The 21,980-nt window shown below is 72.6% G+C and carries 18 protein-coding genes; 13 read left to right on the forward strand and 5 right to left on the reverse strand.

Translation table 11 applies throughout. The features are described from left to right. The first annotated feature begins 143 nt into the window (after positions 1 to 143). Together lysX and IE273_RS20150 are read left to right on the forward strand one after the other, a co-directional pair. Positions 144 to 3,422, forward strand: a complete 3,279-nt coding sequence (gene lysX, locus IE273_RS20145; RefSeq protein ID WP_189816570.1) for a bifunctional lysylphosphatidylglycerol synthetase/lysine--tRNA ligase LysX — start codon at positions 144 to 146, stop codon at positions 3,420 to 3,422. A gap of 95 nt (positions 3,423 to 3,517) precedes the next feature. Then, positions 3,518 to 4,354: a polysaccharide deacetylase family protein gene (locus tag IE273_RS20150; protein WP_189816571.1), complete on the forward strand. Its 837-nt coding sequence runs from the start codon at positions 3,518 to 3,520 to the stop codon at positions 4,352 to 4,354. 49 nt (positions 4,355 to 4,403) lie between these two features. On the opposite strand, the gene IE273_RS20155 is transcribed toward IE273_RS20150, so the two are convergent. Next, positions 4,404 to 5,075: a class F sortase gene (locus tag IE273_RS20155; protein WP_189816572.1), complete on the reverse strand. Its 672-nt coding sequence runs from the start codon at positions 5,073 to 5,075 to the stop codon at positions 4,404 to 4,406. A gap of 332 nt (positions 5,076 to 5,407) precedes the next feature. Between IE273_RS20155 and IE273_RS20160 the strand changes: the two genes are divergently transcribed. Then, entirely contained in the window at positions 5,408 to 6,415 is a 1,008-nt protein-coding gene (locus IE273_RS20160; protein ID WP_189816573.1) for a hypothetical protein, read from the forward strand. A gap of 161 nt (positions 6,416 to 6,576) precedes the next feature. Here IE273_RS20160 and IE273_RS20165 read toward each other — a convergent pair whose 3' ends face one another. Both IE273_RS20165 and IE273_RS44700 read right to left on the reverse strand, forming a co-directional pair. Beyond that, positions 6,577 to 7,341, reverse strand: coding sequence for a bestrophin-like domain (locus IE273_RS20165; RefSeq protein ID WP_189816574.1), 765 nt, complete (start codon positions 7,339 to 7,341; stop codon positions 6,577 to 6,579). 33 nt (positions 7,342 to 7,374) lie between these two features. Then, positions 7,375 to 7,503: a hypothetical protein gene (locus IE273_RS44700; RefSeq protein ID WP_258055832.1), complete on the reverse strand. Its 129-nt coding sequence runs from the start codon at positions 7,501 to 7,503 to the stop codon at positions 7,375 to 7,377. 808 nt (positions 7,504 to 8,311) lie between these two features. Here IE273_RS44700 and IE273_RS20170 point away from each other — a divergent pair. The 3 genes from IE273_RS20170 to IE273_RS20180 all read left to right on the forward strand — a co-directional run bounded on the left by IE273_RS20170 (position 8,312) and on the right by IE273_RS20180 (position 12,504). Then, entirely contained in the window at positions 8,312 to 9,277 is a 966-nt protein-coding gene (locus IE273_RS20170) for an SCO0930 family lipoprotein (protein WP_189816755.1), read from the forward strand. Positions 9,278 to 9,550: 273 nt separating this feature from the next. Beyond that, positions 9,551 to 10,363 (forward strand): SAM-dependent methyltransferase, encoded by an 813-nt coding sequence (locus IE273_RS20175; protein WP_189816575.1) that lies wholly within the window; start codon positions 9,551 to 9,553, stop codon positions 10,361 to 10,363. After that, entirely contained in the window at positions 10,360 to 12,504 is a 2,145-nt protein-coding gene (locus tag IE273_RS20180; protein WP_189816576.1) for a putative bifunctional diguanylate cyclase/phosphodiesterase, read from the forward strand. Before IE273_RS20175 ends, IE273_RS20180 begins: the two co-directional genes overlap by 4 nt. Here the strand turns inward: IE273_RS20180 and IE273_RS20185 are convergent. After that, positions 12,441 to 13,361, reverse strand: coding sequence for a LysR family transcriptional regulator (locus IE273_RS20185; protein WP_189816577.1), 921 nt, complete (start codon positions 13,359 to 13,361; stop codon positions 12,441 to 12,443). The genes IE273_RS20180 and IE273_RS20185 overlap by 64 nt on opposite strands. Before the next feature lie 158 nt (positions 13,362 to 13,519). Between IE273_RS20185 and IE273_RS20190 the strand changes: the two genes are divergently transcribed. Continuing rightward, the gene (locus tag IE273_RS20190) at positions 13,520 to 14,410 is read left to right on the forward strand and encodes an NAD(P)H-binding protein (protein WP_189816578.1); all 891 of its coding nucleotides are present in this window, start codon (positions 13,520 to 13,522) and stop codon (positions 14,408 to 14,410) included. A gap of 93 nt (positions 14,411 to 14,503) precedes the next feature. Here the strand turns inward: IE273_RS20190 and IE273_RS20195 are convergent, their stop codons facing one another. Next, entirely contained in the window at positions 14,504 to 15,388 is an 885-nt protein-coding gene (locus tag IE273_RS20195) for a LysR family transcriptional regulator (RefSeq protein ID WP_189816579.1), read from the reverse strand. A 120-nt stretch (positions 15,389 to 15,508) separates the two neighbouring features. Between IE273_RS20195 and IE273_RS20200 the strand changes: the two genes are divergently transcribed. From IE273_RS20200 to IE273_RS20225, 6 genes are all read left to right on the forward strand, one after another. Beyond that, positions 15,509 to 16,180, forward strand: a complete 672-nt coding sequence (locus IE273_RS20200; protein ID WP_189816756.1) for a succinate dehydrogenase — start codon at positions 15,509 to 15,511, stop codon at positions 16,178 to 16,180. 1 nt (position 16,181) lies between these two features. Beyond that, entirely contained in the window at positions 16,182 to 18,131 is a 1,950-nt protein-coding gene (locus IE273_RS20205) for a fumarate reductase/succinate dehydrogenase flavoprotein subunit (RefSeq protein ID WP_189816580.1), read from the forward strand. Beyond that, positions 18,128 to 18,877 (forward strand): succinate dehydrogenase/fumarate reductase iron-sulfur subunit, encoded by a 750-nt coding sequence (locus IE273_RS20210; RefSeq protein WP_189816581.1) that lies wholly within the window; start codon positions 18,128 to 18,130, stop codon positions 18,875 to 18,877. The genes IE273_RS20205 and IE273_RS20210 overlap by 4 nt, the downstream gene beginning before the upstream one ends. 94 nt (positions 18,878 to 18,971) lie before the next feature. Then, entirely contained in the window at positions 18,972 to 20,000 is a 1,029-nt protein-coding gene (locus tag IE273_RS20215; RefSeq protein WP_189816582.1) for a hypothetical protein, read from the forward strand. Positions 20,001 to 20,312: 312 nt separating this feature from the next. After that, entirely contained in the window at positions 20,313 to 21,083 is a 771-nt protein-coding gene (locus tag IE273_RS20220; protein ID WP_189816583.1) for a GNAT family N-acetyltransferase, read from the forward strand. Then, positions 21,083 to 21,973: a lysophospholipid acyltransferase family protein gene (locus IE273_RS20225; protein ID WP_189816584.1), complete on the forward strand. Its 891-nt coding sequence runs from the start codon at positions 21,083 to 21,085 to the stop codon at positions 21,971 to 21,973. The genes IE273_RS20220 and IE273_RS20225 overlap by 1 nt, the downstream gene beginning before the upstream one ends. The last annotated feature ends 7 nt before the right edge of the window (positions 21,974 to 21,980 follow it).

Raw genomic sequence — 21,980 nt, forward strand, 5'->3', positions numbered from 1 at the left:
GAACCGGTGCGCGTGAGAGTGCTGCTCGTGATGCTGTTCCGTCACGGCACGAGGCTATCGGAATCGACCGTTCCTGGTGAACGCCTGTTCACAGAGGGCCGCTCGACGGGCGCGGCACGGCGGCCCTTCCTAGAGTCGGAACCATGACCGCCACCGCGGAACCCGCAGCAGGGAGGGCCGCCACGGCGCCGACACGCCCGCCCGCCGGCGGACGCCTCGGCTGGGTCCCGCAGGCCTTCGCGACCCTCTTCGCCGCCCTCGGCCTGCTGTGCGCCCTGCTCGCGGTCATCAGCCCGCTGCGCCACCCGCTCCGCCCGCTCGTCCGCACCCTCGACCTGGTCCTGGTCCCCATCAGCGACAACCTCGCCTACGCCGTCTTCCTGTTCCTGCTGGCCGGCGCCACCGCCGCCCGCAAGAAGATCGCCTGGTGGCTGGTCGTCGTGTACCTCGGCCTGCTCGTCCTCACCGACGCGCTCGGCACCGCCGCCGGCCTGTACGCCGAGGCGCTGCCGTCCCTCGTGCTCTGCGCCCTGCTGCTGCTCCTGCTCGTGCTCGCGCGCGGGCAGTTCTACGCCGTCTCCCGCCGCGGAGCCGTATGGCGGGCCCTCGCCGTGCTGCTGGCCGGGCTCGCCGTGGCGATACTCCTCGGCTGGGGCCTGGTGCTGCTCTTCCCCGGCACGCTCCCGGCCGGCCAGCACCTGGCCTGGGCCGCCGACCGGGTGTGCGGCGGGCTGGTCCGGGGCAGCGCCTTCGACGGCCGCCCACCGCGCCAGGTGACCTTCGTGCTCGGCCTGTTCGGCGCCCTCGCCCTGCTGAACGCGGCGGCCACGCTGTTCCGCTCCCAGCGCCTGGAAGCCGCCCTGCACGGCGACGAGGAGGCCCGCATCCGCGCCCTGCTCGCGGCGTACGGCCACCGTGACTCCCTCGGCTACTTCGCCACCCGGCGCGACAAGGCCGTCGTCTTCTCGCCCAGCGGCAAGGCGGCCGTCACCTACCGCGTCGAGGCCGGGGTGTGCCTGGCCTCAGGGGACCCCGTCGGCGACCCGGAGGCCTGGCCGCGCGCCATCGACGCCTGGCTGGACCTGGCCCGCCGGCACGCCTGGGCGCCCGCCGTCATGGGCGCCTCCGAGGCCGGCGCCCGCGCCTGTGCCCGCGCCGGCCTCGGCGCCCTCCAGCTCGGCGACGAGGCGATCCTGCACGTCCCGGAATTCGATCTGGCCGGCCGCGGGATGCGCGTCACCCGGCAGGCCGTGCACCGGGTCCGCCGCACCGGAGCCGTCTGCCGCATCCGCCGCCACGCGCACCTCGGCGAACGCGAGATGGAGGAGATCGTCCGCAAGGCCGACGCCTGGCGGGACACCGAGACCGAACGCGGCTTCTCGATGGCCCTGGACCGGCTCGGCGACCCCGCCGACGGCGACTGCCTGCTCGTGGAGGCCCTCGGCGAGGACGGCCGGCTGCTCGCGCTGCTCTCCTTCGTGCCCTGGGGCCGCGACGGCGTCTCCCTGGACCTGATGCGCCGTGACCGCGCGGCACCCAACGGGGTCATGGAGTTCATGGTCGCCGAACTGTGCGCCGCCGCGCCGAAACTGGGCGTGCGCCGGGTCTCCCTGAACTTCGCCGTGTTCCGCTCGGCCTTCGAGGAGGGCGCCCGCATCGGTGCCGGACCGGTCCTGCGGCTGTGGCGCCGGCTGCTGCTGTTCCTCTCCCGCTGGTGGCAGCTGGAAGCCCTGTACCGCTCCAACGCCAAGTACCTCCCCGAGTGGTACCCACGCTTCATCTGCTACGGCGACACCGCCTCACTCGCCCGCATCGGCCTCGCCTCCGCCATCGCCGAAGGCTTCGTCTCCGTCCCCTCGCTGCGCAAACTCTGGGGAAAGGGGCACCCGGACAGCGGACGGCGGCCCGCCACCACGGCGGGCCCGCCGTCCGCGCCGGTGTCCGGCCCCGCCGGAGGGGACGGGGCCGGGCCCGCCGCACCGGCCGCGGGCCCGCCCGAGCAGGTCCGTGTCCGGTACCGCACCCTCGACCGGCTGCGGGCCACCGGCACCGACCCCTATCCCGTGGGCGTGCCCGCCCCGACCCACGCCCTCGCCGACGTCACCCCCGGCGCGGACGTCACCGTGGCCGGACGCGTCATGCTGGTCCGCGACCTCGGCGGCATCGTCTTCGCCGTACTGCGCGACTGGTCCGGCGACCACCAGATCGCCCTCACCCGCGACGGCTCCGGCCCGGCACTCGACCGCTTCACCCGCGACACCGACATCGGCGACCACATCACCGTCACCGGCCACGCCGCCCCCAGCGACAGCGGTGAACCCACCGTCTTCGTCACCTCCTGGCGGCTCACCGGCAAGTGCCTGCACCCCCTGCCCGACAAGCGGCGCGGCCTGACCGACCCCGAGGCCAAGGTCCGCCGCCGCCACCTGGACCTGATCACCAGCCCCGACGCCCGTGCCGTCCTGCGCACCCGCTCCGCCGCCGTCCAGGCCCTGCGCCAGGGGCTGCTGGACCGCGGCTACCTGGAGGTCGAGACCCCGGTGCTCCAGCAGGTCCACGGCGGAGCCCACGCCCGCCCCTTCACCACCCACATCAACGCCTACGACCTCGACCTGTACCTGCGCATCGCCCCCGAGCTCTACCTGAAGCGGCTGTGCGTCGGCGGCCTGGAGAAGGTCTTCGAACTGGGCCGCACCTTCCGTAACGAGGGCGTCTCCCACAAGCACAACCCCGAGTTCACGATGCTGGAGGCCTACCAGGCGCACGCCGACTACGACGTCATGCTCGACCTCGCCCGCGAGCTGATCCAGGGCGCCGCGACCGCCGCCTTCGGCTCCCCGGTCGCCCGCAGGGACGGCGGGGAACACGACATCTCCGGGACCTGGCCCGTCAAGACGGTGCACGGGGCGCTCTCCGAGGTGCTCGGGGAGGAGATCGGCCCCGGCACCGAACTGCTGCGGCTGCACCGGCTGTGCGACCGCACCGGGGTGCCGTACACCGCGTACGACGGGCCCGCTGACGTCGTGCTGGAGATGTACGAGCGGCTGGTCGAGCACCGGACCGGACCGCCCACCTTCTACAAGGACTTCCCGGCCGACGTCTCCCCGCTGACCCGGCGGCACCGCACCGACCCGCGGCTCGCCGAACGCTGGGACCTCGTCGCCTTCGGCACCGAACTCGGCACCGCCTACTCCGAGCTGACCGACCCCGTCGAGCAGCGCCGCCGGCTCACCGCGCAGTCGCTGCTGGCCGCCGCCGGCGACCCGGAGGCCATGGAACTGGACGAGGACTTCCTCCAGGCCCTCGCCTACGCCATGCCCCCGACCGGCGGCCTCGGCCTCGGCGTCGACCGGGTCGTCATGTTCCTCACCGGTCTGACGATCCGCGAGACGCTGCCCTTCCCGCTCGTGCGCCGCCGCTGAGACGTCCGGCGCCCACTGCGCTGTCCGGGTGCATTACCGCCGCCGCACCGGTTCCGTTGTGGTGCGCCGGACTCCGGTGGGGCGACTGATGAGTCATGCAGAAGGATCAGTTGTTCACCCGGCGCCGCATGCTCCTCGCCGGCGCCGCCGCCTTGGGAGCCGCGGGCACCGCCGGAGTCGTCCTGGCGCAAGGCGGCGAGGAGACCGCCGGGACCGCCGCCGCCCCCGTCGCCGGCCCACAGGCCCGCCAGGCGCTCAAGCCCTCCGCCTTCCGGCTCCAGCCGCTCACCGGGGACGGACCGCCACGCGCCGCGCCCCGCAGGCTGAAGGTGCGGAAGGAACCCATCATGCGGGTGTCCACGAGCGGTCGGCACATGGTGCTGACCTTCGACGACGGCCCCAACCCGGCGTACACCCCGCACATCCTGGACACCCTCGCCAAGCACGACGTACGGGCGATGTTCTTCGTCTGCGGCGAGTGCGTCGTGCAGAACAAGGAACTGCTGGCCCGGATGGCCGACGAGGGCCACGTGGTCGGCAACCACACCTGGACGCACCCGCTGCTGACCGAGCTGAACCGCCGTGAGATCCGCTCAGAGATGGAGAGCACCAGCGACGCCATCGAGGACGCCTACGGCGAGCGCCCGCAGTGGTTCCGCGCTCCCTACGGCGCCTGGAACCGCGCCACGTTCCAGCTGGGCGCGGAGATGGGCATGGAACCGATGGCCTGGACCGTGGACACCACCGACTGGATGGAGCCCGGCACCCGCACCATCATCGACCGGGTCGAGGGCGGCGCCGCCCCCGGTGTCGTGGTGCTCTCCCACGACGCCGGGGGCGACCGCTCGCAGACCGTCCGCGCGATCCGCGAGTGGCTTCCCTATCTGATCGACTCCGGATACCGCCTCACCGTGCCGCGCCGGCGCGCGTGACGCCTTCCGGCCGTACCGGCCGCTCTTCCGCCCGCCGGGCCGCGGTGGTTCACATGACCGTGGCCAGGCGGGCGAAGACCACGACGTTCCCGTCGTAGCCGTTCTGCTTGGAGAAACCGCCGCCGCAGGTGATGACCCGCAGTTCCGGTGCCCCCTTCGAGCCGTACACCCGGTCGCCCGGGAAGTTGTTCTTCTCGAAGACCTCGACCCCGTAGATCCCGAAGACGGCTGTCTTCCCGTCCTGGCGCAGGACCTCGACCTGGTCCCCCTTCTTCAGCGCCCCGAGGCCGTAGAACACGGCGGGGCCCTGCTTGTTGTCGACGTGTCCGACGATGACCGCGGTGCCCTTCTCCCCCGGGGACACGGCGCCGGTGAACCAGCCGGCCAGGCCCGGGTTCTCCGGCGGCGGCGCGGCGACCCAGCCGTCCGCGTCCAGCCCGACCTGTACGACGGGCGCGTCCACCTGGATCGCCGGGATCCGGACCCGCTGCACGGGGGAGAACGGCAGGGAGGCGGGCGCCGCCGGGAAGGTGCCCAGGGCGACGCGGTTGTCCGGGGCCGCCGCGGTGGCGGGCTGCGGCGGGCCGACGTCGAACTCGCCCGAACCGTTGCGAATGAGCGCCAGGCCGGTCAGCAGAACAAGCGCTATCACGCCCCAGGGGGCACGCTTCCTCCGCCGCTCCTCCTCTTCGGCAAGCTGGGCCAGCTTGGACGCAGACATTCGTCACCCCTCTCGACGCGGGCCTCGCCACGTCCCTCGCGCATGGGAAAACGCTAAGTCCCGCGCGTGCGGCGGGCGACGGGTCGAACGGCGAACGGGTGGCCTCGCACCCGGCCGGTGCGCCATCCGAGTTGCCGTTTCCAGGAAATTTCTGACGGTCCGTGACCTGCGGCAATATCCGATTGTGTGGTTGTCCGTCGGCGTGTCGGCTCACCAGGACGGACCATTCTCGACATGCGGGCGTGTTCTGCGCGTCTGAGGGTCTACCCGGGAGGTGTTTTCTCGCCGATCCACCGGGGACGGGACCCGGGGTGCCTCCCGCGGAGGATCACATGCGCAACCAACGCGCCCTGGCGGCGGCGTGCACCGCGGTCGCCGTGCTCGGGTTCGCCGCCCCTGACGCCGTCGCGGACGGCATGGGCAATGGGGGCGGACCGAGCAGCACGGACAACAACGCCACGGTCGTCGTGCCCGGTACCGGCAACATCGGCACCTTCAGCGGGAACGGGGTCTTCCCCGGGAACGGCGTCTTCCCCGGGAACGGGAACTTCAACGGCAACGGCAACTTCAACGGGAACAACCACGGGAACGGCAACTTCAACGGGAACAACCACGGCAACGGCAACGGCAACGGCAACTTCAACGGGAACGGGAACGGGAACGGGAACAACCACGGGAACGGCAACGGCCGAGGAGACGAGGGCAACCGCCGAGGGGATGAAGGCAACCGCCGAGGGGACGAGGGCAACCGGCGAGGGGACGAGGGCAACCACCGAGGGGACGAGGGCAACCGCCGAGGGGATGAGGGCAACCGCCGAGGGGATGAGGGCAACCGCCGAGGGGACGAAGGCAACCACCGTGGCGGTGAAGGCAACGGACGCGGAGACGACTTCGGCCGCGGGAACGACTTCGGCGGAGAGAGGTTCGGGCGTGAGGACGACTTCGCCAACTCGCGCGACATCTTCGTCACGCCCGACATCGTCTCGGCCGGGGGCCGCCTCACCGTCATCGTGAACGGCTGCCGGCGGGGTACGGCGAGTTCCGACGCCTTCGGCACCATCGACCTGGAACAGTTCCACGACGACACCGCGCGGGGTGTCGCCATCGTGGACCGCGACGCCGGCCGCGGCCGGTACGACGTCACCGTCCGCTGCGACGGCCGCACCCTGACCCGCCGCGGGGCCTTCAGCGTCGTCGGCGGCGTCAACGGCGGCTTCGGCGGCAGCAGGATCAGCGGCGCGACGCCCACCGACATGGCCATCGGCGGCGGCCTGGTGGGTGCGGCCGTGCTCGGCGGTGGCGCCTTCTGGATGCGCCGCCGGCACGAGAAGCGCGCCTGAGTCCCCGGTGCGCCGCCGAGGCCACCGGATCCGTCCCCGTCCCCGAGCACACGCACGTCGGCAGGCCTTCGCCCCGGTTCCTCGCGGAAGCGGGGGCGAAGGCCTGCCGTGGCTGCCGTCCCGGTCCGGCGGCGGACGCCGCTTCGCCGGGGTGGCCGGGATCAGCCGGTGATGCCCGGGAACAGGATCTGGAACGGTTCCGCCGTCACCGCGATGCCCCGGCTGTAGGGCGCGTCGAAGTCCCAGATGAGGAACAGCATGAAGGCGATGGTCGCGGAGAACAGCCCGGCCAGGACCAGTTCGCGCCCGGTGCGCCGGATCTGGAGCGCGAACACCATGCCGACGGTGATCAGCGCGCCGGTGAGCAGCCCCCACCACACGACCGGCGGCATGGTGGCCCCGGTGGAGTCGGCGCGCGCGTTGCGCGCCTGATCGGCGGTGGCCATCTGGTCCAGCAGCGGCTGGTAGGCCTGCGCCTCGAAGTCGTTCTTCGGCTGGTAGTCGGTGACGGCCTCCCGGACCTTGTGCAGCAGTTCGGTGCCGCGGTCCGTGACCCGCTCGTCGTCCGCCATCGTCCGCCACTCGGTGTGGACGACGTAGCCGACGTAGGCGTCGACGTCCGCGCGGATCCCGTCCCGGACGTCCGGCGGGTAGACCCGGACCCGCTCCGAGATCTCGTGCAGCGCCTGGGCCTCGGTCTGCACGTGGTCCTGGGCGGCGTTGCGCGCCTCCCACACGCCCGCGATGGCCAGGCCCAGGACGATGGCGTAGATGACGCCGATCCACATCGTCATGTACTCGATGACGTCCGGGGTCTCGTTGGGATCCTCGTCCTCGGCGGCTGCCCGGTGCCGTAGCAGCGTGATGACGACCACCACGGCGCAGGCCGCCAGCATCGCGAGGACGAGAACAAGCCAATCCGACAACTGGTGCCTCCAGGGAGTGAGGTGGCCGACGCGTCAGCGCGGGCGCAGCGCCGCCACGGCGACGATCGCGGGGACGGTGATGAGCAGGACGTAGGTGACGGGTGAGGTGTGACCGCGCGTGGGGCGGCTGATGGCGTGGGGGTGGTACTCCGGGTAGCTCACCGGGGTCACGGAGGGCCGTGGGGTGGGCTTGGGCGTCGGCTTCGGCTTCGGCGTGGGTCTCGGTGGCGGCGTGGCGGTGGGGGTCGGCCGGGGTGCCGGGGGAGGCGGGAGTGCCGGAGCGGGCCGGGCGGGCGGTCGCGGCGTGGGGGCCGGTCTCGGCGGCGGTTCCGGCGTCGGCCGGGGTGGCGGTTTCGGCGTCGGAGTCGGAGTCGGCGTCGGCTCGGGCGGAGGCGGCGGCTTCGGCGTCGGGGTCGGTGTCGGAGTGGGAGTGGGAGTGGGAGTGGGCGTCGGTGGACACGGCGGCGGGGGCGGCTTGGGACAGGGCGGGTCGGGCCAGGGCGGGTCGGGCCAGTGGTGGCCGCCGGCGTGGGCCACCGCCACCGTGCCGTCCGGGCCCGTGGAGGCGTACGCGCAGGCGTCGGCCGACGCGCCGCCGGCCGGCCAGCCCACCAGGGCCCAGGTCAGCGCCAACAGGGCCAACACCCGTGTGGCGGGCGCGCATCGGGTCACTTCGGGTCCAGGCACGACCGAGATCATGAGGCGCGGAAGGCCGTCGTACCCCGCAGTGGGCCGAGATTGCTCCGAAAGAGGGAGATGGGGTGATCAGAGGTTTGACGAGCCGAAGAGTCCACTATCGCCCGGTACGTCACCCTGGCGCTCCCGCTCCCGCTCCGGCCCCGGCGCCGCACGGCATCCGGAAGGAATTTCCGGCCGCCGTTGAACACCCGGGCCCCTCCGGTGCGTACCCATGGCCGTGCGGCGGCACATCAGGGCGCTGCAACATCCAGGCGATAATGGGGAGTTGACGATGAAGACCTCCTGGCGGACCGCCTCACTGGTGGCGACAGCCGCTTCGGTGCTGGCGCTCACGACGGCGTGCGGTCAGGACAATGCCGCCACTCCCGCGTCGGCGGCCCAGAACGTCGGGGCCACGGCCGCGGCCGGCGACTACGGCAACCCGGGCAGCGGCACCGCGTCGGGCACCGGCAACGGATACGGCGCCGACGGCAACCAGAGTTCCGGCTCCCCGGCCCCGGCCACCCCCGCGGGCAAGCTCGCCGTGGCCAGTAACCCCCAGCTGGGCAATGTGCTCACCGACGGCGTGGGCCTCACCCTCTACCGGTTCGACAAGGACACCGCCAACCCGCCCAGGTCCAACTGCGACGGCGACTGCGCCACCACCTGGCCTCCGGTCCCCGCCGCCGACGCCACCGCCGGCGCCGGCATCGACAAGGCGCTGCTCGGCGAGGTCACCCGCGCCGACGGCACCAAGCAGCTCACCATCGGCGGCTGGCCGGCCTACCGTTACGCCAAGGACGTCAACGCCGGTGACGTCAACGGCCAGGGCGTGGGCGGCAAGTGGTTCGCGCTCGCTCCCACCGGCAAGAAGGCCAAGCTGTCCGACCTGCCCGGCCTGTCCGTCCGCAAGGACGGCAAGCTGGGTGACATCGTCGTCGACAAGAACGGCATGACGGTCTACCGCTTCATGAAGGACCAGGCCTGGCCGAAGTCCGTCTCCAACTGCACCGGCGCCTGCCTGGAGAAGTGGCCGGCGGTCGGCCCGGTCAACGCCGACGACACCGAGGGCGTCAAGAAGAAGGGTCTGATGCCCTTCACCCGCCCCGACGGGGTGAAGCAGATGACCGTCAACTGCTGGCCGATCTACACCTTCTCCGGGGACAAGGCCCCGGGCGACACCAACGGTCAGGGCGTGGGCGGCACGTGGTACGCCGTCTCGCCCGACGGAAAGCCGGTCGGCGCGCCGGGCGACTGATCACCTCCCCAGGTCGATCGCCCCGCCCGCCCCGGCGCGCGGCCGAAGATCCGCCCCCTCCGCACCGCACGGAGGGGGCGGATCGTTGTGTGCGGTGAGCGCGCGAGCCGCCCGTACAGCCGTCACACAGCGGGGTCATACGGGCACTTGCCGCAGGCAGTGACCGGGAACGGACGGTCAATTTCCGGTTGGGGTCGCTCCATTGGCAGGCGATCAGTAGCCTCAGCTCGAACACCGGATCGCCTGCACCCGTCCACCGCCTTGGAGAGATACATGGAGCGTCCCGCCTGGGCCCCACGGAGCATCGACATCTCGGTGCCCAGCGTCTCGCGGATCTACGACTACTACCTGGGCGGTTCGCACAACTTCGAGGTCGACCGGGAGGCGGCCCGCAAGGCGATGGAGTTCATGCCGGGCCTGCCGAAGATCATGCAGGCCAACCGGGCGTTCATGCGCCGGGCCGTGCGGTTCGCGGCGGGGGAGGGCATCACCCAGTTCCTCGACGTCGGCTCCGGCATCCCCACCTTCGGAAACGTCCACGAGGTGGCGCGGGCGGCCGTGCCGGGCGCGCGCGTGGTCTACGTCGACCACGACCCGGTGGCCGTCGCGCACAGCCAGGCGGTCCTGGCGGGCGACGACGACGTCGACGTGGTCGCGGCGGACCTGCGCAAGCCCCAGGACATTCTCTCCAGCCCCCCATTGCACCGCCTGATCGACCTGAATCGGCCAGTGGCGCTCCTCCTCGTTGCCATACTGCACTTCGTGGAAGACGCGGACGACCCGTACGGTGCGGTGGCCGAGCTGCGCGAGGCGCTCGCGCCCGGCAGCCTGCTGATCCTCACCCATGCCTCGTACGAGGGAATCCCGCTGCCCGCCGAGCGGGCCCGGGGTGCGGTGGACGTGTACAAGGACATTCGCAACCCGCTGATCATGCGTACGCGCGACGAGATCGCGCGGTTCTTCGAGGGGTACGACATGGTGGAACCCGGACTGGTGCTGATGCCGCGCTGGCGCCCGGACTCGGCGCCGGAGGACGAGGATCCGTATGCCTTCTCCGGATTCGCCGGCGTGGGGCGTACGGCGTGAGCGCGGAGCCGGACGGGCCGGAGGGCAGACTGCGCCGGCTGACGACGATCTGGAGCCGGGCGCTCTTCCCGGTGACCTCCACGTCACTGACCCGCACCGAGTTCGAGGAACAACTCCTGCCGCTCGCCCGGCGGCTGAGCGAACTGCTGCGGGCCCGCAGCTTCGACGCGGACGCGGCGAAGGCCGTCGGCGCCGCCCTGGTCGGGGCGCACTGCACCGACCCCGAGGCACTGGCCCGCACCCTCGACTGCGTCGACGCCTACCTGGTCCTGTACTGCGGCGAGGACGGCCCCCAGGACGAACTGCGCATCCGTTCCTCCCGGTTGCAGCACGCCATGGCCGCCGGCTACGCCCAGGCGCTGCGCGAGCGCACCCTCGCCGAGCAGGAGGCCATCGCCCAGGCCGCGTTGCGGGCCCAGGGCGTGGTGGCCCAGGCGCTGCACGCGAGCGAGGCCCGCTTCCGCGCGGTCTTCGAGGGCGCCGCGATAGGAATCGGCATCGCCGACCTCGACGGCAACGTCCTCCAGGTCAACAAGGCGCTGCTGCGGATGTTCGGCCTCTCCGAGCAGACCCTGCGCGGCCGGCGCGTGCAGGACTGGGTCCACCCCGAGGACGCCCCGCAGATGTGGCGGCTGTACGACGAACTCGTGCGCGGCGACCGCGAGCACTACCACGTCGAGAAGGCCTTCAACCGCCCCGACGGGACGGTCCTGTGGACCAACCTGACGGTGTCCCTGCTGCGTGACGCCGACGGTGACCCGCAGTACCAGCTCGCCCTGATGGAGGACACCACCGAGCGCCGGCTGCTCAACCTCCGGCTGCGCTACGAGGCCACGCACGACGCCCTCACCGGTCTGCCCAACCGCTCCCTGTTCTTCGAGCGGCTGGAGAAGGCCCTCGGCGCGGGCGAGGGCCAGCGCTTCGGGCTGTGCTACCTGGACCTGGACGGCTTCAAGACCGTCAACGACAGCCTCGGCCACGCGGCCGGCGACCGGCTGCTGGTGGAGGTCGCCGACCGGCTCCAGTCCTGCGCGACCGCGCCCGGCGAGATGGTCGCCCGGCTCGGCGGCGACGAGTTCGTGGCCCTGACCACCGGCCCCGGCACCGAACGGAAGGTGGACGAACTCGCCGAGCGCATCATGAACGCGCTGGTCACCCCGATCAGCATCGACGGCCGTGACCTCATGGTCCGCGGCAGCCTCGGCATCGTGGAGGGCCCGGCCGGGGAGCGCACCGCGGCCGAGGTGCTGCGCAGCGCCGACATCACCATGTACCGCGCCAAATCGGCGGGCGGCAACCGCTCCGAACTCGCCGACCCCGAGGCCGACGCCCGCGCCATCACCCGGCACGGTCTGACCACGGCCCTGCCGACCGCGCTGGAGCGCGGCGAGTTCTTCATCGAGTACCAGCCCCTGGTCCACCTCGGCGACGGCAGCGTGCGCGGCGCCGAGGCCCTGGTGCGCTGGCTGCACCCGCAGCACGGCGTCCTCGGCCCCGACCGCTTCATCCCGCTCGCCGAGCACACCGGCCTGATCGTGCCGCTCGGCCGCTGGGTCCTGGAGGAGTCGATCCGCCAGGCCCGCGCCTGGCGCGAACTCCACGGCGGGCAGAAGGCGGCCGGCCCGCTGCGGATCAACGTCAACCTGTCCCCGTGCCAGCTCAGCCACCCCGGCCTGGTGCAGGACACGGTCGACATCCTCGAACGGACGGGCGTCACCCCGGACGCCCTGTGCCTGGAGGTCACCGAGTCCGCGCTCATCGGCGCCGACGACGACCTGCTCAAGCCCCTGCGCCGGCTCGCGGAGATGGGCGTCGACATCGCCCTGGACGACTTCGGCACCGGCTACTCCAACCTCGCCAACCTGCGCCGCCTGCCGGTGAGCATCCTCAAGCTGGACCGCTCCTTCACCCAGGGCATGCAGCAGTTCCCCGCCGACCCCGTCGACCTGAAGATCGTGGAGGGCATCGTCTCGCTCGCCCACAGCCTCGACCTGGCGGTCACGGTCGAGGGCGTGGAGACCGGCGCCCAGGCCGAGCAGTTGCGGATACTGGGCTGCGACACGGCCCAGGGCTGGTACTACGCCCGCCCGGGCCCGCCGGAGAGACTCCACGACCTGGCTTTGGTGGACGCGACGGGCTGACCGGCCGGAGCCGCGCCGTCGTCCCCCTCCCGGACGGCCGCGGCGACGGCGGTGGCCGCCCTGACGAGTGCCGCGGTGGCCGTGGAACGGGACTGCTGCGGCCAGGCGACCGCCAGCAGCGAGGGCGGCGCGTCCGGGACGGGCCGGTAGACGGCGCCCGGACGCGGATAGCGGTCGGCGACGGACGCCGGCAGCAGCGCGACCAGCTCGCCCAGGGCGACACGGGTGAGCAACTGGGCCAGATCGCGTCCCTCGTGCCGCATGTCCTCCAGGAACCGGTGCACATCCCCGGGGCGCAGCCCGAGGTCGGCGAGGAGGACGTGGTCGCGGGCGGCGAGCGGGTGGGCCGCGCCGAGCACCGCGACCCGCGGCTCGGCGACCAGGGTCTCGCTGTCCAGGCCGGTGCGGTCGAAGGGCTCGTGGACCAGCGCGGCGTCGGCCTCGCCGCGCCGCAGCAGCCGCGGCTGTTCCAGCCAGCCGCACAGCCGGACCGTCACCGGGACGGCGGCCGGGTCGGTGGCGTAGCGCTCCAGGACCGGCTCCAGCAGTCCCGCGTCGCCGTCGGCCTTGACCGCCAGGACCAGCTTCCGGTCCGGGTCCGCAGCGCGCCGGGCCCGCCGCCCGGCGGCCTCCAGGGCGTCCAGCGCGAACCGCGCCTGGGCGAGGAGCACTTCGCCCGCGCGGGTCAGGGCCACGCTGTGGGTGGTCCGTTCGAAGAGGGTGACCCCGAGCTCCGCCTCCAGGTGGCGGATCGCCCGGGACAGCGGCGGGGCGGAGATGCCCAGCCGTTCGGCCGCGCGGGCGAAGTTGAGTTCTTCGGCGACGGCGACGAAGTAGCGCAGCGGGCGGGACTCCACGGCTTCGCCCTCCCTTGGTCGGTGCCTTCGGCTCGGCAGTACCCCCGAGCTCGGTATTGCCCTGAGGGTAACAACCCGGAGCGAAGCGGTCCTTCAGTTGCCGGGCGCCGGACGGCAGGCTCGGTCACGCCTCCCTCCCGTGCTTCCAGGAGCCTTCCATGATCCTTGTCACCACCCCGACCGGCCAGATCGGCAGCCGGGTCCTCGACTCCCTCCTCGACGCCGGGGACGCGGCGGGAGAAGTCCGCGTGATCGTGCGCGATCCCGAGCGCCTGTCCCCGCGCGTGCGGGCCCGCGTCGAGGCCGTCACCGGCTCGCACGCCGACCCCGACGTCACCGCCAAGGCGTGCGCGGGCGTCGACCGGGTGTTCTGGCTGGTGCCGCCGACGCCCACCGCCGACAGCGTCGACGGCCACTTCGACGCCTTCACCCGGCCCCTGGTCGACGCGATCCGCGCCGGGGGCGTCCAGCGGGTCGTCGCCGTCTCCACCCTGGGCCGCGGCGTCGCCCGGAACGCCGGGCAGATCTCGGCCTCGCTGGCCATGGACGACGAGGTCCGGGCCACCGGTGTCCACCACCGGGCGCTGTGCCCGCCGTACCTCATGGAGAACCTGCTCCACCAGGCCGCGGCGATCCGGGACAGCGGTGTGATCGCCATGGCGACGTACGGCGACCGGGTGCTGCGCACCTGCACCACCCGTGACATCGGCGCCACAGCGGCACGGCTGCTGCTCGACGGTTCCTGGACCGGCCAGGAGGACGTCCCGATGGTCGGCCCCGACACGCTGACACCCGAGGGCATGGCAGGCGTCGTCTCCGAGGTGCTGGACCGGCCGGTCCGCTTCCGGCGGATCAGCGGGGCGGAGTACCGGGCGTCGATGCTGAAGCACGGCGCGAGCGAGAACTGGGCCCAGGCCGTGGCCGACCTCGCGGCCGCGACCGCCGAGCAGGGCTTCTACGGCAGCGCGGCACCCACCACGCCCGAGACCGCGCCCACGTCCTTCCGCCGGTGGTGCGAGGAGGTGCTCAAGCCGACCGTACTGACCTGACGGCCACCGCCTGAGGTGCCGCCGGCACCGCTGACTCCCACCGGTGCCACCGGCGGCACCGCGCCGGTCATCAGCAGGCTCCGCCCGTACCGCCTACCGCTCCAGCAGCATCCGTTGCAGTTCCCGGGCCGCTCGCGGCGGAGCCACATCGCTGCGGTGGGCGAGTGCGATGGTGCGGTGCAGGCCGGGGCGGGCCAGCGGGGTGACCCGCAGGCCCCGGCCCGCCCGTGTGGCCACCATCCGGGGGACGACGGCCACGCCGAGCCCCGCCCGGACGAATCCCAGCACCGCGTCCATCTCGCCGCCCTCCACCGCGAAGTCCGGCTCGAACCCGGCGGAGCGGCACGCGGCGACGGTCAGTTCCCGCAGGTCGTACCCGTGCCGGAACATCACCAGCCGTTCCCCCTCCAGGTCGGCGATCTCCACGGCCCGTCCGCCCCGGCCGGGTTCCGGCGCCTCCGGCGAGGACACCACCACCAGGTCCTCGCGCAGCAGCTCGACCGTCGTCAGCGCGGGCGCCGGCGTCGGCAGCGGCAGCACGATCAGCGCGAGATCGAGCGCGCCGCGCGCCAGTCCCCGTACCAGGTCGTGGGAGCCGCCCTCCTCGATCAGGAGCTGGATACCGGGATACCGGTCGTGGAAGGCCCGCAGCACGTCCGGCAGCAGTCCCGTGCACAGGCTCGGCGTCGCCCCCAGCCGTACCCGTCCCCGCCGCAGCTGCACCAGTTCCTGCACCTCGTGCCGGGCGGTGTCGGCGTCGGCCAGGATGCGCCGGGCCAGCGGCAGCAGCGCCTCGCCGGCGTCGGTGAGCGTGATGTTGCCCCGGGCGCGCAGGAAGAGGTCCGCGCCCAGTTCCCGCTCCAGCGCCTTGATCTGCTGGGACAGCGAGGGCTGGGCGACGTGGACCAGCTCGGCGGCCCGGGTGAAGTGCCGGGTCTCGGCGACGGCCACGAAGTACTGGAGCTGCTGGAACTGCACACCCCCAGGATAGCCCCGGCCTATGGAAACGAGCTGGACCATGTCTTGGACCGATCGGGTCCTTCGCCCCTAGCGTGCTGTTCCATGGCTCTGGCAACGCGGACGGACCGACGGACGTCCATGGCGCGCACGATGTGGGACTCCTCCGTCGGCAAGAAGACGGTGATGGCCGTCAGCGGCGTGATCATGCTGCTGTACCTGGTCGCGCACATGATCGGCAATCTGAAGATCTACTTCGGCGCGGGCGAGTTCAACCACTACGCACACTGGCTGCGCACCGTGGGAGAGCCCTTCATGCACTACGAGTGGACGCTCTGGCTCATCCGGATCGTCCTCGTGGTCGCCGTGGTGGCCCACGCCACGTCCGCCTACCAGCTCAGCCGGCGCGACATCAAGGCACGGCCCAGCAAGTACGTGCACAAGAAGCCGCGGGCCGGCTACGCGACCCGCACCATGCGCTGGGGCGGTGTCATCCTCGGCCTGTTCATCGTCTGGCACCTCCTCGACCTGACCACCGGCACCGTGCACTCCGGCGGCTTCCAGGAGGGCCACCCGTACCAGAACGTCGTGGACACCTTCTCCACCTGGTACGGCAACGTGATCTACATCGTCGCGATGCTCGCGCTCGGGCTGCACATCCGGCACGGCTTCTGGAGCGCCGCCCAGACCCTCGGCGTCGGCAGCCGCACCCGCGACCGCGCCCTGAAGACCCTCGCGAACGTCCTCGCGCTGCTGCTCACGGCCGGTTTCATCGCCGTACCCGTGGGCGTCATGACCGGAGTGGTGAGCTGACATGACTACCTACGCCGACTACGCGACCGGCGCGCCGGTCACCGACACCAAGGCCCCCGCCGGGCCCGTCCGCGAACGCTGGGACAAGCGCCGCTTCGAGGCGAAGCTGGTCAACCCCGCCAACCGCCGCAAGCACACGATCATCGTCGTCGGCACCGGCCTGGCCGGCGGCTCCGCCGGCGCCACGCTGGCCGAACAGGGGTACCACGTCGTCCAGTTCTGCTACCAGGACTCCCCGCGCCGCGCCCACTCCATCGCCGCGCAGGGCGGTATCAACGCGGCGAAGAACTACCGCAACGACGGCGACTCCATCCACCGGCTCTTCTACGACACCGTCAAGGGCGGCGACTTCCGGGCCCGCGAGTCCAATGTGCACCGGCTCGCGCAGATCTCCGTCGAGATCATCGACCAGTGCGTGGCCCAGGGCGTGCCGTTCGCCCGTGAGTACGGCGGCCTGCTCGACACCCGCTCCTTCGGCGGTGTCCAGGTCTCGCGCACCTTCTACGCCCGCGGCCAGACGGGCCAGCAGCTGCTGCTGGGCGCCTACCAGGCGCTGTCCCGGCAGATCGCGGCCGGGAACGTGGAGATGCACCCGCGCACCGAGATGCTCGACCTGATCGTCGTCGACGGACGGGCACGCGGGATCGTGGCGCGCGATCTCGTCACCGGCAGGATCGACACGTACTTCGCGGACGCCGTCGTCCTCGCCTCCGGCGGCTACGGCAACGTCTTCTACCTGTCGACCAACGCCATGAACTCCAACGCGACCGCCGTCTGGCGGGCGCACCGGCGCGGCGCGTACTTCGCCAACCCCTGCTTCACCCAGATCCACCCGACCTGCATCCCGCGCACCGGCGACCACCAGTCCAAGCTGACGCTGATGAGCGAGTCGCTGCGCAACGACGGCCGGATCTGGGTGCCCAAGGCCCAGGGCGACACCCGGCCGCCGAACGAGATCCCCGAGGACGAGCGCGACTACTACCTGGAGCGCATCTACCCCTCCTTCGGCAACCTCGTGCCCCGGGACATCGCCTCCCGCGCCGCGAAGAACGTCTGCGACGAGGGCAGGGGAGTGGGTCCCGGCGGGCAGGGTGTGTACCTCGACTTCGCGGATGCCATCCGGCGGATGGGGCGCAAGGCCGTCGAGGACAAGTACGGCAACCTCTTCGACATGTACCAGCGGATCACCGACGAGGATCCGTACGAGGTGCCGATGCGGATCTACCCGGCCGTGCACTACACGATGGGCGGCCTGTGGGTCGACTACGACCTCCAGACCACGATCCCCGGCCTGTTCGCGATCGGCGAGGCCAACTTCTCCGACCACGGCGCGAACCGGCTCGGCGCCTCGGCGCTGATGCAGGGCCTGGCCGACGGCTACTTCGTGCTGCCGGCCACCATCAACGACTACCTGGCCCGCAACCCGCACCAGGAACCGGTCACCGAAGGCCACCCCGTCGTCCAGGAGGTGCTGGCCGAGACCGAGGACCGGATCAACCTGCTGCTGGCCGTGGACGGCGACCGCACCCCGGACTCCTTCCACCGCGAACTCGGCGAGCTGATGTGGGAGTTCTGCGGCATGGCCCGCTCCGACACGGGGCTGCGCAAGGCGCTGGAGCGCATCCCGCAGATCCGCGAGGAGTTCTGGCGCCGGATCAAGGTGCCCGGCACCGGCGAGGAGTTCAACCAGTCGTTGGAGAAGGCCAACCGCATCGTCGACTACCTGGAGCTCGCCGAGCTGATGTGCCTCGACGCGCTGCACCGCTCCGAGTCCTGCGGCGGCCACTTCCGCGAGGAGTCCCAGACCCCGGACGGCGAGGCCGCCCGCAAGGACGAGGAGTTCTCGTACGCCGCCGCCTGGGAGTTCACCGGCACCGGCGAGGCGCCCGTCCTGCACAAGGAAGACCTGGTCTTCGAGTACGTCCATCCCACCCAGCGGAGCTACGCATGAAGCTCACCCTGCGCGTCTGGCGGCAGAAGAACGCCGACGCCGAAGGAGCGATGTCCACCTACGAGGTGGACGACATCTCGCCCGACATGTCCTTCCTGGAGATGCTGGACGTCCTCAACGAACAGCTCATCCTCACCGGGGAGGAGCCGGTCGCCTTCGACCACGACTGCCGCGAGGGCATCTGCGGCGCGTGCTCGCTCGTCATCAACGGCGACGCGCACGGACCGGAGCGCACCACCACCTGCCAGCTGCACATGCGGTCCTTCCGGGACGGCGACACGATCGACATCGAGCCGTGGCGGGCGTCCGCGTTCCCGGTGATCAAGGACCTGGTCGTGGACCGGTCGGCGTTCGACCGGATCATCCAGGCCGGCGGTTACATCACCGCGCCGACCGGCTCCGCGCCCGAGGCCCACGCCACGCCGGTGCCGAAGGCCGACGCCGACTTCGCGTTCGAACACGCCGAGTGCATCGGGTGCGGGGCGTGCGTCGCCGCGTGTCCCAACGGGGCGGCGATGCTGTTCACCTCCGCCAAGGTCAACCATCTGAACGTACTGCCCCAGGGCGCGCCCGAGCGGGAGACGCGGGTGCTGGACATGGTGGCGCAGATGGACGCGGAGGGGTTCGGCGGCTGCACGCTGACCGGTGAGTGCGCGACCGCCTGTCCCAAGGGGATCCCGCTGGTCTCGATCACCAGCATGAACAAGGAGTGGCTGCGGGCCACCCGGAAGGCCGGCAAGAGGTAGCACACAAGAGCGTTCGCCGACCGGTGGACGGGCGGGGCCGGGAGTGGTGCTCCCCGGCCCCGTCTGGCTCTCCCGGTCCCGGTAGTCTCCGCGCATGATCTTCGGGAACAAGGGGAGGGAGCGGTTCCGCGACGCCGCAGCCGGTTTCGAGGCCGCTGTCCGCGAACGGGACGCCGACCGCTCGCAACAGTACTTCCAGGACATGCACCGGTTCTTCGGTGACGCGGCCGACCAGGAGTTCCACCAGGCCGGGCCACGGCTCGCCGGCATACTCGACGAGGTGCCACCCGGCCCACGCGCCACCGTCGCCGTGATCGTCGGCGCGTGCGTCGAGCGCGGTGCCGACGCCTCCGCGTGCGGGCCGCGCGTCCTCGCCGGGCTCGCCGGGACGCTCGACGGCGCGTGGGAGGCCTGCGAGCGGTGGGAGGCGACCGGCGGCGGGGAGCTCCCCGACCCGGAGGCCGGGGAACCGGTCCCGGACCTCTTCGACCGGGTCGGGGAGGACGCGGCCGTGGCCTGGCTCACCCTGCACCAGTGGGAGATGGCCTCCGTCGCCATGCTCAACCACGCCGCCGTCCGCACCGCCCTCGACACCGACACGCGCGCCCGCCTGCTGCGGACCCTGCGCTCGGTGGAGGAGGCATCCGGGCACGACTTCAAGTGCCTGGCCTACGCCCTGCTCGTCCTGGACGACGAACCGCTGATCGTGCTGGACCGCCCCACCGGCACCGGGTACGCCCTGCGCATGAGCGGTATCGGCGACAACTTCCAGTTGCACACCCTGCTCGCCGACGTGCTGATCGGCGGCGGCCACCTGCCCGGCCGCGCCCCCTCCGCCGAGGAGGCGGCCGTCTGCCGGGACCAGCCCGGACAACTGGACACCACCGGCGCCTTCAACCTCGTCACCCCGTCCGGCGACTGGGTCTGGAACGAGGGCACCCCCTCGGACATCCCCGTCGTGGACGGCGTACGGCTGCTCGTCCTGGACCCGCCGCCGTACGAGCGGAGCTGGCCCGCCGGCCGGTTCTTCCCGCACATGACGGGCGACCTCGTCCTGGAGCGGGTGCTCGGCGAGGAGGAGGCCGGGCGCCTGCTCGCCGCGTGCGTGAGCAAGGACGCGTGAGCAAGGACGCGTGAGCAAGGACGCGTGAGCAAGGACGCGTGAGTCAGGACCCCTGACCATGGACCCCTGACCATGGACGCCTGACCGAGAACGCCCGGGCCGAGGACGCCCGGGCCGAGGACGCCCGGGCCGAGGACGCCCGGGCCGAGGACGGCCGGCCCCGTCGGACCCCGGCGTTCACCACCCCCACATCCCCTCTCCCGGCACCGGTCACGCGCACGCCAACCGGCCTCGGAAGAACAGGAGCGGCGGGCCGTACGCACCAGGCCCGCCTCCTCTGTCGCCGACCCGGCCCGTGCCCAGGAGAGAGCCATGACCGGCGTTTCCACCCTCGACCGCCCCCCGCAGCCCGCGGCCCCCACCCGCTACACCGTCACCCTCGCCCGCGACGAGGCCGACGTGCGTGCCGCCCAGCGGCTGCGGCACGACGTCTTCGCCGGGGAGATGGGGGCCCTGCTGGCCACCGCCGAGCCGGGGCACGACATCGACGCCTTCGACGCCTACTGCGACCACCTGCTCGTGCGCGAGGAGGTGACCGGGCAGGTCGTCGGCACCTACCGGCTGCTGCCGCCGGAGCGGGCCGCGGTCGCCGGCCGGCTCTACTCCGAGGGCGAGTTCGACCTGGCCGCGCTGGACGCGATCCGGCCCGGCCTGGTCGAGGTCGGCCGCTCCTGCGTCCACCCCGACCACCGCGACGGCACCGTCATCGGCCTGATCTGGGCCGGCATCGCCCGCTACATGACCGACCGGGGCCACGAGTGGCTGGCGGGCTGCTGCTCGGTACCCCTCGCCGACGGCGGCGCCCTCGCCACCGGCACCTGGGAGCGGGTCCGGAACAAGCACCTGGCGCCCGAGGAGTTCCGGGTCCGGCCGCTGCTGCCGTGGACCCCGAACGCCGCGGCCCCCGCCGCCCGCACCGAACTCCCCGCCCTGCTGCGCGGCTACCTCCGGCTGGGCGCCTGGGTGTGCGGCGAGCCCGCGCACGACCCCGACTTCGGGGTCGCCGACCTGTACGTCCTGCTGTCGATGCGCCGGGTCGACCCGCGCTACCTGCGGCACTTCCTCTCCCTCGTCCCGGCCTGATGAGTGTGTGGCTGCCCACCGCGCCCTGCACCCCGGGCGCCTGCCTGGAGCCGGTCCGGGCCGCCGCGGCCGTACCCCGTGCCGTGCTGCGGCTGACCGCGGTCGCCGTGCTCCTGCTGGCCGGGATCGCGCTGTGCCCGCTCGGCGGGAGGATCCCCGCCGAGTGGGTCGGGCGGTGGTGCCGGACGATCGTGCGGGCCGTCGGGGTCCGGATCCGGATCACCGGCGCCGCCCCGCCGGCCGGCGGACTGCTGCTGGTCGCCAACCACGTCTCGTGGCTGGACATCCCGCTGCTCACCGCCGTCCGCCCGGCCCGGATGCTCGCCAAGACCGAGGTCCGGCGGTGGCCCCTGGCGGGCGCGCTGGCCGCGCGCGGCGGGACCCTGTTCATCGAGCGGGACCGGCTGCGCGCCCTGCCCGGCACGGTCGCCGAGATCGCCGGCGCCCTGCGCGCGGGCGCGGCCGTGGCCGCGTTCCCCGAGGGCAGCACCTGGTGCGGGCGCGCCCACGGCCGTTTCCGCCGGGCCGTCTTCCAGGCCGCGCTCGACGCGGGCGTGCCCGTCCAGCCGGTCGGTCTGCGCTACCGGTGGCAGGACGGCGGGCCCGGCACCACGGCGGCCTTCGTCGGCGAGGACACCCTGCTGGCCTCCCTGTGGCGGGTGGCCCGGGCCCGCGGCCTGGTCGCCGAGGTGGAGGTCCGGCCGGTGATCCCGCCCGGCACCCACCCCGACCGCCGCGCCCTCGCCCACGCGGCCCAGCCGGCCGCGCCCCAGCCGGCCTGGACCCACGCGGCGCTGGTCGCGAGCGCGCTGGAGGGCCCGTACGACCAGTTGGGTCCGGCTGCGCCGGGCCCGGCGCGGGGTGGCCGGTCCGTCAGCGGGAACGGGTAGCGACCCG

The sequence above is a fragment of the Streptomyces olivaceoviridis genome (assembly GCF_014650115.1).
Classification (GTDB): Bacteria; Actinomycetota; Actinomycetes; order Streptomycetales; family Streptomycetaceae; genus Streptomyces; species Streptomyces olivaceoviridis.